9 protein-coding genes, 1 pseudogene and 1 riboswitch are annotated in these 10,965 nt (G+C 40.2%); of the genes and pseudogenes, 3 read left to right on the top strand and 7 right to left on the bottom strand.

Annotation, left to right across the window (positions count from 1 at the left end; genetic code table 11):
* Positions 1-213, top strand: a pseudogene (locus tag CRJ00_RS18825) (hypothetical protein); the annotation flags it as partial.
* Positions 214-407: 194 nt separating this feature from the next.
* Here CRJ00_RS18825 and CRJ00_RS11620 read toward each other — a convergent pair.
* Together CRJ00_RS11620 and CRJ00_RS11615 are read right to left on the bottom strand one after the other, a co-directional pair.
* Positions 408-1,430 carry a threonine aldolase family protein gene (locus CRJ00_RS11620; protein WP_099367040.1) on the bottom strand — a complete coding sequence of 341 codons (1,023 nt, stop codon included), beginning with the start codon at positions 1,428-1,430 and terminating at the stop codon, positions 408-410.
* An 87-nt stretch (positions 1,431-1,517) separates the two neighbouring features.
* Positions 1,518-2,204, bottom strand: a complete 687-nt coding sequence (locus tag CRJ00_RS11615; RefSeq protein WP_099367039.1) for a DUF937 domain-containing protein — start codon at positions 2,202-2,204, stop codon at positions 1,518-1,520.
* 66 nt (positions 2,205-2,270) lie between these two features.
* On the opposite strand from CRJ00_RS11615, the gene CRJ00_RS11610 reads away from it, so the two are divergent.
* The gene (locus CRJ00_RS11610) at positions 2,271-3,368 is read left to right on the top strand and encodes a DUF2891 domain-containing protein (protein ID WP_099367038.1); all 1,098 of its coding nucleotides are present in this window, start codon (positions 2,271-2,273) and stop codon (positions 3,366-3,368) included.
* Between the two features lie 77 nt (positions 3,369-3,445).
* Here CRJ00_RS11610 and CRJ00_RS11605 read toward each other — a convergent pair whose 3' ends face one another.
* The 5 genes from CRJ00_RS11605 to CRJ00_RS19185 form a co-directional block, all read right to left on the bottom strand.
* On the bottom strand, positions 3,446-3,709 hold the full coding sequence (locus tag CRJ00_RS11605; RefSeq protein WP_099367037.1) for a 5-oxoprolinase: 264 nt from the start codon (positions 3,707-3,709) through the stop codon (positions 3,446-3,448).
* 57 nt (positions 3,710-3,766) lie between these two features.
* A riboswitch (SAM-I-IV-variant riboswitch) is annotated at positions 3,767-3,860 on the bottom strand.
* 326 nt (positions 3,861-4,186) lie between these two features.
* Positions 4,187-4,867, bottom strand: coding sequence for a hypothetical protein (locus CRJ00_RS11600; RefSeq protein ID WP_099367036.1), 681 nt, complete (start codon positions 4,865-4,867; stop codon positions 4,187-4,189).
* Positions 4,868-4,989: 122 nt separating this feature from the next.
* On the bottom strand, positions 4,990-6,726 hold the full coding sequence (locus tag CRJ00_RS11595; RefSeq protein WP_099367035.1) for a helix-turn-helix domain-containing protein: 1,737 nt from the start codon (positions 6,724-6,726) through the stop codon (positions 4,990-4,992).
* 67 nt (positions 6,727-6,793) lie between these two features.
* Positions 6,794-9,094 carry a phosphatidylglycerol lysyltransferase domain-containing protein gene (locus CRJ00_RS11590; protein WP_257213771.1) on the bottom strand — a complete coding sequence of 767 codons (2,301 nt, stop codon included), beginning with the start codon at positions 9,092-9,094 and terminating at the stop codon, positions 6,794-6,796.
* Positions 9,091-9,390, bottom strand: a complete 300-nt coding sequence (locus CRJ00_RS19185; protein ID WP_257213770.1) for a hypothetical protein — start codon at positions 9,388-9,390, stop codon at positions 9,091-9,093. Before CRJ00_RS19185 ends, CRJ00_RS11590 begins: the two co-directional genes overlap by 4 nt.
* Before the next feature lie 189 nt (positions 9,391-9,579).
* Here CRJ00_RS19185 and CRJ00_RS11585 point away from each other — a divergent pair, with 189 nt between their 5' ends.
* Positions 9,580-10,959 carry a DUF3472 domain-containing protein gene (locus CRJ00_RS11585; RefSeq protein WP_099367034.1) on the top strand — a complete coding sequence of 460 codons (1,380 nt, stop codon included), beginning with the start codon at positions 9,580-9,582 and terminating at the stop codon, positions 10,957-10,959.
* Positions 10,960-10,965 lie beyond the last annotated feature (6 nt).

Genomic DNA, 10,965 nt, shown 5'->3' with positions numbered 1-10,965 from the left:
ATACTGAAGGCGGAGTTCGACCTCTACGCATCACAGGGTGGCCTGAGGGAGACCACCGGAAAGATACGGGAGAACATCAGGGTATACAACAACCTGAGGCCGCACGCGAGCTGTGACTACCTCACCCCTGAACAGGCACACATGAGATCAGGTGCGCTCAGAAAGAGATGGAGACCAAAAAAATATCCAATAGTGAAGAAAGAGTTTGTATAGTACATATAGTATTACCAAATTTGCCTGTATAATCAATTCAGAATTAAACCAATAATCTGTATAGCTATATAAGGACAAGACAGTTTTTATTCGTACTGAAAGTAGGGTGAAAGCATGGTGAAAGTATGCTTTTTGTATGTTTAGTTACTAAAAACATACTTTAACCATATTTAAACCACGATTTCATAGCGAAATCATAGGGTTAGCATACATTTTTCTACATCTTTTGGATCCGTTGCCCAAGAGGTGACCAAGCGAACTACAGCTTCTTCCGATGATCGCTTTTCCCAAACGTAAAATTCAAAATCTTGTTGTAGTCTTTCAATCAGCTCCACAGGCAAAATGGGAAACAGTTGGTTACTTTCTGGTTGGCTGGCAAAAGCATAACCTTTAGCTTCGAAAGCTTTGGCCAATCGCATGGCCTGGGTATTTGCATGCTCTGCAAGTTGAAAATACAGGTTATCGGAAAAAAGGGCTAAAAATTGGGCACCCAATAATCTGCCCTTGGCCATCAGCGCACCCCGCTGTTTTAAGGTATAGGGAAAGCCTTCTGCCAATTCGGGCCTGTTGAATACTAAAGCCTCTCCCAATAGTCCCCCATTTTTGGTCGCTCCAATATAAAAGGCGTCCGTTAATTCAGCTAGATCGGCTAAACTCAAATCATTGTAGGGTGAGGTCAAGGCAACACCTAAACGGGCACCATCTACATACAAGAATAAATTATTGCTTTTGCAATAATCCGCTATCTCTTTAATTTCCTGTTTCTTATAAACGGTTCCCAATTCTGTCGTTTGGGAAAGATAAACCAGTTTCGGTTTCACCATGTGATGATCGGTATGTAAACTAACTACATCATCAATCCCCTGTACCGTGAGCTTGCCTGCAATATTCTTCACCAAGTTTATCTTATGTCCGGTATACTCGATGGCACCTGTTTCGTGCACTTCAATATGCCCTGTATCGGCTGCAATTACCGACTCATAGGGCTTCAATAGATGGCTGATCAATAGTAGGTTGGCTTGGGTACCACCAGCAACAAAAAAAATTTCTGCTTCCGATTTCCCCAAGGCTTCTCGAATTTTATCCTTTGCGGCCTTACTCAGACTATCTTCGCCATAACCAGGCTCCTGGTTAAAATTAGTATCCATCAGGAGCGATAAAATGGCGGGATGAGCACCTTCGCTATAGTCATTCTTAAAGCTTATTCTGTTTTCCATGTCCAAAAATAATAAAAACAAATTAGGCCATATCCATAGAGTGGATACGGCCTAATTCTTTGTATTAATTGAATTTATTAGATCGTCTTATTTGGCAAACATGCCTGCTAAGCTATCTAGAATACTTCCCTTGGTTCCCTTATCATTTTTTTGGTTGAAGAACTCCCCTACCAGATCGCCTAATCCACCGGAAATATTTGGCTGAGTAGACTGGGTATTGGAAGCAGCACCTCCACCTAGAACACTACCGATCAAATCACCTAAACCACCTCCAGAAGCGTTGGTATTGCTGCCACCGCCACCTAAGATGCTACCAAGCAAGTCGCCGATACCACCACCGGAAGAACCAGCACCAGCATCCTGTTGTTTTTTCTTACCAAGGTATCCCATTACCAATGGTGCCAATAAAGCCAAGATACCACCTATCTTACCAATGCTGATACCTGATTTTTCGGATAATGATTCTTTCACATTTTCGGTATTTCTTCCGAACATATGGTTTACGATCTTGTCTTCATCTTCTGTAGGACCATCATTGAACAATCCGGCCAAGTTATCAAAGATTCCTCCGCTATGTTTTGTATCGATTGCATTTTGTATACCTTGTGCCTGTTCAGGGCTTTTCTGCGCATTATAGTTCAATGCAGACATCATCAAAGGAATGGCTGCAGAAACAACCCATTGTGTTTGATTTTTATCAATCCCTAATTTTTGGGAAATACCTTCAACGGCTTGAGAACCAATCCCGCCGGAAATTAAATCTGTAATGTTCATGTTTTAGTTTATTTTTTGTTAATAAATATTACATTTATAAATCAAATATAAAGCCAAATACATATCATGAATAAAACCCGTCTTTTATTTTTTACATGCTGTACATTTTTGTTTACAGCCTGTCAAAACAACCAACAAAAAGAAGAGCCGGCGAACGTTGAAGAGATCAAATTGAATGCAGATATTGCCAAATCTATTTTTTCCTTACCTACCCATTGTTTACAGATCGAATATCCGAATAAATTAGGCCAGGTTATCGGATCGGATGCCGATCTTAAAACCCCAAAATCCTTACGGCCGGTTTTCTATGGCTGTTTTGATTGGCACTCTTCGGTTCATGGCTATTGGTCGATCGTCAAGTTGATGAAAGAATTCCCGGAATTGGATACCGATGGTGCCATTAGGAAGGTATTGAATGCCCATATTACACCGGAAAATGTACAGGTTGAAAAAGCCTTTTTTGAAGATAAGAACAACCTGAATTTTGAAAGGACCTATGGATGGGCATGGTTGTTCAAACTGCAGGAGGAGTTACATACCTGGGAGGATGCCGACGCCAAAAAATGGGAACAAGCCCTACAGCCATTAGTGGATCTTTTGGTACAGCGTTACATGGAATACCTTCCAAAACTGGTCTATCCTATCCGAGCAGGACAACATGATAATTCTGCATTTGGACTATCCCTTTCCTTAGATTATGCTAAAACAGTTAACAATCAGAATTTTATAAAAAGCATATCTGAGAATGCAGAGCGTCTTTACCATCAGGATAAAAACTGTAACCTGGCTTATGAACCTTCCGGATATGATTTCCTATCCCCTTGCTTAGAAGAAGCCTTTCTGATGAGCAAGATCATGGAGAGTTCGGCCTATGATGCTTGGTTGAAGACTTTTATGCCCGAACTTTATGATAGCAGCTTCAAGCTTGAACCTGCCATTGTAAAAGATCGAACCGATGGAAAACTGGTGCATCTGGATGGCTTAAATTACAGTCGTGCTGCCTGTTTGAAAGGTATTGCCTTAAAACTTCCAGCACTAAAACACCTGAACCAAATAGCACATGCGCACGTTGCTTTCTCCATCCCAAATATATCCAAACAGGATGATTATATGGGAACACATTGGCTGGGTACTTTTGCCCTTTATGCGCTATCTATAAAATAAGTGAGCTATCTATAAAATAAGTGAATAGTTATTAAAAAAACGGCAGTAAGTCGTTGACCTACTGCCTATAGAACATGTTATGCATCCAGGGGAACTAATTTATTAGCCTCGAGGCGGACGGCCACCCGCTGGATTTGCGTAAATCCATCCAAACTATGGATAATTGCAGATAGATCTATGCCTCGTTTAGAGAGAGTCGTTAATAGTGCACTGCGAAAGGCAGTTTTACTGCTCCCCCAGTTAGATTGTACTAAATCATTGTTCAATACCACCAATTCTTGGGTACTGTAATGGTGGAACTGCTCCACTAAGTGTTGTTGAAATTCTTTTGTGTTTGACATACAATTCTTGTTTAAAAATTAAACCATCCTTGCATCCAGAAATTTTGGGGTGTTGTTCCTTTTCGTTTATTTTGGTAGGAAACCCGTATTATTTCACCACCGCGGTGTCTACACTCGGTTGGTATTGCTTTTGCAATTCTGAATACTCTACAAAGTTAGTAGATATTATTGGGATTTCAAAAAAATTTTTTTTTTGATTATGGTATGGGTATAAATGCGTCATTGCGAGGAGGCACGACGAAGCAATCTTCCCGTCATTGGGAGGAACGAAGCAATCTATGGACTTTGTCATCCTGAGCATCGTCGAAGGATCTGTACGAGTATGTCATGCTGAGCGAAGTCGAAAGATCTGTACTGGGTACCAAACGTAGATGCTTCGACTTCGCTCAGCATGACATGAAGGAAGATTGCTTCGTTCCTCGCAATGACGAGAAAGGTCAAAAATCTATCATCTATCATCTATCATCTAAAATCCCCCTACTTCTTCTCCGTAAAATAAAACTCCAACGTCTTATCCTCAGACCTTAATTTTAATTCATAGCTTTCCTGAGATTGAATCTTAACCAATTTACCAGTTTCCTCAAAATCCACCTGATCCATATCCTTGGAAGGTTTATGATTACTGCTCATATGTTTATTCAATGCCACCACAATATTACCATTCTGATTATTCAGCACCTTAAACCATCCGAAACCCGCCTTTCTAGCCACTCGTTCACCCGGTTCCATCTGCTCATATCGACCATAATACATATCCCCTGCCTTTGGTTCTTTCAAAAGTGCGGTATATTCCGCAGGAATCGGTTTAGCTGGTTTTAATGAATCATAAGCCATATAGCCAAAGAATCCGACCACAGCCAGCATCATGATATAGCCAAAAATTGTAGGCTTCATGGTATGAGGAGCAGCGGGCACCAATTTTTCTTTTTCCAAAGCAAAGACTTTCATTTCGTTCGTCCATTTACTTTTTGAAATCCTCTTATTCGTAGTGCTATCCAAATAAACTGCTCCTGCTTTCTTGGTATATCCGGTAAAGAAAGCGGTGGCTGTATAATTTCTATAATACACCAAAACCATCGGATTATTACCGTTAACCGGATTTACTAAATGATCTGCAGCAAATGCAGCTTCCTCTAATTGTCTTACTGATATAAACATATTAATGATTTTATGATTCGCTTCCTAAAGGTAAACCACATCAATTGTTTATACTAAGAAAGGCTTTGTTGAATTATATAATTGCGCAAACCAACCCACCCACAGTCCTAATACACAAACACTTATCGATCCTCTTTCAAATAATCCAAAAATTGGGAAGGTGTAAATCCTGTACTCTTTTTAAATGCCTTGCTAAAAATACTATGGGAAGAAAACCCACTTACTTCCGCCAAATAGCTGATTTTATATTGTTCGAATTTAGGTTCGTTTTTGATCTTTTCAATAATATATTTAATCCTTAAGCCATTGATATAATCATTGAAATTCATCTCTTTATAGGTATTGATCAGTTTGGAAAGGGTAATGGTATTCGTTTCCAAGTGGCTCGCCAAATATGAAAGGCTCATTTTAGGATCGGTAAACAATTCTCCTTCCTCAAACAATCGAAGTTTTTCCAAAAGCCTAATACTTCGCTCGTCTGGCTCTATTGGTTCTACAGGTTCTGAAGCATCAATTTCCACTGCAGGTTTTTCTTCCACGCGTATTTCTTTCCTCGGTTCAGTTTTCTCCCGTTCCAGTTTGTCCATGTACTCCTCGATCCTTCTTTTATTCTCTTTATGCATGCGTCTTTGATAAATAACATACACAGTCAAGAGGATAATCAACACCGCAAGCCCGATCAATACATACCGTAAATTTGAATTCACCTTCGTTTTTTCCTGCAGGTCATCCTTCAATTTCCCTACCTCTAGGTTATTGATGATAGAATTCACGAAATTGGATCGTTTGGTATCATTCAAGGCTTCATCCTGCTCCAAAAATATAGCCGAATATTGCTGGGCTTTATCCATATCCCCCAATTCCTTGCTGGAAAGATAGGCATAGCGTAGCGCCTCCATCTCATAGTCGATATAGTCTGCAACCTGGATTTTCTGTCCAACCGCATCCTCGGCAAATTTCAGGGATTGATCATAATCTTTTAACTGATAGTAACTGATGGCCAGGAAAACCTTAGCCATATATTGGAATTCCTTAAAACTGGTCTCTTCCAGGTTCACTATTTTCTGAAAATATGGAATGGCCGTTTTAAAATCCTTTTTGAAAAAATAAAGTTCTCCTTGCACCAATTCCTGCTGAACATCCGTCAGTAAGCTTTCATCCGGAAAATGTTCATCAATGATCCTTCTTGCATTAGCCAAAGCAGATTCTGCTTTGTCGAAAGATTCATTCATTAAATAGCCCCTTGCCAAAAAAACATCTAAAGTGGCTTTGGAAAGAAGAATATAGTTCCGGTCCGTTGCTTCCAGTTTAGATGACTTCAACAGATTATCCAGTTTCGCATTATTCGCTTCCAACTCCTTGATGTAAAGTTCGAATTTCCCGTTCAAGTAATAGAAAAAGGAATATTCGCTCGCTGCTAATATGGGGTCTACCCCTTCTGGAAACTCTTTTATAAAAGGCTGAGCGGCTTCAAAAGCAATTTTGCTTTCCGCATAGTCCTTCTGTCTATAATGGATTTCACCGATGCTGAGCTTGGCCACAAACTGGGAAAAGGGATCATTGTACAAACTGCCTAAGGAATCCAATTTTCTAAAATACGTTAAGGCGGCATCTAGGTCTCCCTCGTTAATTAATCGGTTGGCATGTACCTGATACAAGCTCAACTGCTCTGCAGGAGACCATTTTTTCTTTTCTGCATAGGTCAGATACACATTATTATCGTATTTATCTGCTCTGGAAATCAACTCCTCTAAGGATAGGTTGGCAAGGCTATCATTGGTCTGTGCTGCATGAAGTGTAATGACGGCAAACAGTTGAGTTAAAAGAAAAGAAAATATTAAAATTACGCGTTTAAACATTGTTTCGGCTTGAGTAATAACATGGTATTGCTGTTATTTTCATAAGCCAATATAGTGCCATAATTATTTAAGATTTAATAGGTTTCATTGCCCTCCATATCACTTGCGGCAATTGAAATAAATCGAAGTCATGATTAAATACCAGGTATCGGTTCTCCCATCGATGGGTAAATTTTTCTTTAAACTCCTTTTGGGATTTAAAGAACCGAAAATTAGGCACCTTGTTGGATATGAACTTCATGATCTTCTCTGCAGGAATTTCCGTTACATCTAATCCAGCTAAGGCAACCATCCCAATATTCAGGTATCGGAATCCCTGTTCCTTACCGTAGGTAATCATTTTTAAGATCAGCCCGTCGATGGCCGCACCAGGTGCATCTGCTGTTTTCCGGATCAGGTCATAGGTACATTCTTCCATGGCATAATCGGGGATGATATTCAAGAATGCCACCAAGCGCTGATCCTTATCACGCATCAAGATCATATCATGATCCTTTAAAGCAATTGGACAGAAAGATCCCTGGGAAAACACCATTTCTTTGCGCTCGTAGTGAGCCAACCATTCGTCAGAAACCTGCTTCAACTCGGCTATTAAGGCATCATCGTGAGGGGCGATCTGGATATTGCATTCAAAACCATTCAGCTGCAGGTTGTTCAGGCCATTTCTTAAGGATTTTTTGTCCTTTCCTTCCAAAGTGAACAGTTTAAGATCAACGATCGCTTCCTGCCCGATCAATAATTTCTTTTTCCGATGTTCCTTAAAATAGATCAGGCTGTTCTCCTCAATTCGGTAGTAAATGGCTGTTAAACCCTGTTTCTTACAGAAGGTTTCAAACTCGGTAATAAGCTCTTCCTTATGATGGATCTCGCAGACAGGCTCTTCCAGGACCACAGCATAGTTTTTTACGACCCGGTAGGCCGTAAAACCAGCCGCTAGTTCAGAAAAGAACAGTTCTTTATCCTTTGCCAATTTGAAGTAATCCAAACTGGAAAGACCAAATTTATTCAGGTATTTCTGGGCTAATTCCCGTTCTTCAAATTCATTTCCAGCAATGCGGTATTTCCTTGGTACAATGATAGCATAGATCATCAACAACCAACAAAAGATACCTAAGGTTTTACATATCCAAAGGAATTCCTTGGCGAAGACTGTCTGTGGATCCAGCCCAGTATCGGTATAGAACAGAAAACAGCGAGCGGTATAAATGAAAGCCTCCCGTAGACCAAAAGAATGTCCGAAATGATGTTTATCGATGAAGTAAAAACAAACGATAGCAAAAGAACAGACCGCGAGGAAAACACTGATAAAACTTCCAAACCCCAGTCTTAACCACTTATTAGAGGATTTGATCCGATATTGTCTCTTATGGAAAAGCAGTATCAAAAGGACCATAAACGTAATAACTGCTTCTTCATAATCGAGGGCCTTTCCGAGATGCCCCAACATAGATAGCACACAGAATACGATAGCTACCCAATAGGCCGAACGGTAGCCCTTTATGAGGTAAGCAGAAATGATGACCAAACCCAAGCCGAGCAGAAATACCATCTGTTTAGAGCCATAAATGGCATCCATGGGAACATAGAACCGCTCCAGTTTTAACCTTTCGGTTAATGGTGGTGTTAATACCGAACATAAATTGACCAGACCTAAAAAAAAGATCAATAACGCTGGCCCAATCCTGGTCAATAATTGCTGTCCTCGCCAGGCAAACGCCAAAAGACCTAAAAATAAGGGCAACCAGAATTCAAATATCCGGTACAATAAGGTGATCCCCAAGCCCTCCAATTTCTGGTAACCGTAGTTGGTGAACACATATAACATAGAAAGTTCCACAGCTCCCATCCCCCGCAAGAATGGAGAGACGATCATCAATAAAATAGAAATGGTATAGCCTACGACTGCAGCTTCAAAAGAATGCGAAAGCCCTAGCGCATACATGGCAATATAGGCATGCAATATTCCGCAAGCTTCTATGAGTAGTGAAAACAGGATGCTGAAGCCCAATGATCGCCTATCCAGATTGGCGTGAAAAACCTGATCCACCTGGGCTGTAAAAGTTGGAAAACGGGTCTCTAAAACACTGTAAACACCTTTTTTATTCCTAAAAGACCAATATAGAAAAAAGGCGAACCCCAATAGAACGCCTAATAACAAGATAGATTGCCAAATGGATATATGGCTCTGATTCTTAATATAGGAATAAATAACCACCGGAACAGCGACCATAAAAACGGTGAACATGCCGATGAATCCGTACAAGGCACTTGCTTGGTGGATCTGTAATTTATTGAGGTTTCTTCTACGTAATTGGGAGGTGGTATAAGCCAATGAGCTGATACCGCCAGCTGGAAGGAATACGCTCAAAAAATTCGCTTTAAAAACAGTTCAACAGCAATACTAAAATTGATTTTCAATCCCAAGGAACTAAAACAGGATCGATACATCATACCTTGGGAAAACACATACGCAAAGGTCAACAGCACGCCAATGATCAACCAGGTTTTATCGGCCTGTTCGAGCATTGGACCAATTTCCAATAGTTCCTTTCTTTGTTCTCGAAAAAATATAAAAGCAAATAGGATGATGAGAATAGCTAGAATTTCTTTCCAATAGGATTTTGGGGAGAATTTTCGGATGATAGCTATCAGTTTTTTAACCATAGAATTAATTGAATGTTGATCGATAGGAATAAATTTAAAGAAGCTATATTTTCTAATAATTAAATTACTGTTATCAGTGTTCTTATTCATCAATTCTACGCTAAAAAATTTTGAGCAAACGTTTGATTAGCCCTTCTGTTTTGTTTATCAAAATCACTTACCTATACTTGAAAACCAATTATCATCATAATGAAAAAAACACCTTTAAAATTCATTGGAATAATGCTTTTCCACTTGGCTTTGATAAGCAGTATAAGTTGTTCGAAAACCACGGCAGGAACAGATCCAGCTCCGAACAAACCTTTGCCTGTTGAAGATCCGAAACCAACAACGGTCAGCCATCAAGGAAGCAAGTTCCAGATTCCATTGGCTGGAAATTCCTTTGTGACAAGCCCGGCATCAGGTTATGCAGAAAACATCCATAACCCCAATGGTTTAAAAAACTGGAACAGTGCGAATAGCATCATCAGTACCTATGTGCGGTTTAAAACGGCTGGTAAAATTGTTCTTTCCTTGAATGCAAGAACCTTGAACAGTGGGGAAAGCAGTGAAGCTGAAATCAGCATCAACAATAAGAAAGTAAAAATCAATTTGACGGAATCGACCTTGAAGGAGATCATGGTTGGCGAATTTGATGTACCTGCTGGATACGTTAAAATTGATCTGCAAGGAACCAAGAAATCAGGCAGTAATTTTGGCGAAGTTAGCGAAATGACCATTTCTGGTTCAGCCACAGCGGCAGGTTTGGTCTATTCCAATAAGGCAAGTTTTTACTATTGGGCACGAAGAGGACCTTCCTGTCATTTACAATATACGATTCCAACCACAGAAAGTGTTTCCTATTTTTATTCGGAGGTGATGGTGCCAACTGGTGAAGATGCCCAAGGTTCCTATTTTATGGCCAATGGATTTGCAGAAGGTTATTTCGGATTCCAGGTAAACTCGCCGACCAAACGTAGGATATTGTTTTCGGTTTGGAGCCCTTACAATACCGATAACCCGAACGACATCCCGGCAGACCAACGCATTACTTTGAACAAAAAAGGTAGCGATGTATATACGGGAGAATTTGGAAATGAGGGTTCTGGAGGCCAGAGTTACCTGAAATATAATTGGAAAGCTGGAACGACCTATAGATTCCTTTTAAAAGGGGAGCCAGACGGAACGGGAAAAACCGATTATACGGCTTGGTTCTATACACCAGAAACAGAGAAATGGAATTTGATTGCCAGTTTCAAAAGACCTAAGACAAACACCTATTTAAGGAGTTTCCATAGTTTCCTGGAGAATTTCAATCCTTCCTATGGTCATCAAGGAAGACAGGCCCATTACCAGAACCAATGGGTTAGGACAACTGCAGGTACCTGGTTAAAAGTATCCGAAGCAACATTTACGGTAGACGACACCTACAATAACCAACAAAGGGTTGATGCCATGGGCGGTACCAATGCGAATGGATTCTTTTTGAGGAATTGTGGATTCTTCAATGATTATGTAGCACCCGGCAAGAAATTCAGCTATATGAATCAGAAAACAGCGCCCAGTATAGACTTTACTAAACTCCCTTAATAATGT

Source organism: Sphingobacterium sp. 1.A.4 (genome assembly GCF_002734245.1).
GTDB classification, from domain to species: domain Bacteria; phylum Bacteroidota; class Bacteroidia; order Sphingobacteriales; family Sphingobacteriaceae; genus Sphingobacterium; species Sphingobacterium tenebrionis.
The sequence above is the reverse complement of the archived record's forward strand: the minus strand, read 5'-3'. Positions and strand labels throughout refer to the sequence as shown.

Excerpts from the sequence above, each read along its gene's own strand:
- CRJ00_RS11620 (WP_099367040.1), bottom strand. The coding sequence starts at position 1,430 with ATGGAAAACAGAATAAGCTTTAAGAATGACTATAGCGAAGGTGCTCAT.
- CRJ00_RS11615 (WP_099367039.1), bottom strand. The coding sequence starts at position 2,204 with ATGAACATTACAGATTTAATTTCCGGCGGGATTGGTTCTCAAGCCGTT.
- CRJ00_RS11610 (WP_099367038.1), top strand. The coding sequence starts at position 2,271 with ATGAATAAAACCCGTCTTTTATTTTTTACATGCTGTACATTTTTGTTT.
- CRJ00_RS11605 (WP_099367037.1), bottom strand. The coding sequence starts at position 3,709 with ATGTCAAACACAAAAGAATTTCAACAACACTTAGTGGAGCAGTTCCAC.
- CRJ00_RS11600 (WP_099367036.1), bottom strand. The coding sequence starts at position 4,867 with ATGTTTATATCAGTAAGACAATTAGAGGAAGCTGCATTTGCTGCAGAT.
- CRJ00_RS11595 (WP_099367035.1), bottom strand. The coding sequence starts at position 6,726 with ATGTTTAAACGCGTAATTTTAATATTTTCTTTTCTTTTAACTCAACTG.
- CRJ00_RS19185 (WP_257213770.1), bottom strand. The coding sequence starts at position 9,390 with ATGGTTAAAAAACTGATAGCTATCATCCGAAAATTCTCCCCAAAATCC.
- CRJ00_RS11585 (WP_099367034.1), top strand. The coding sequence starts at position 9,580 with ATGAAAAAAACACCTTTAAAATTCATTGGAATAATGCTTTTCCACTTG.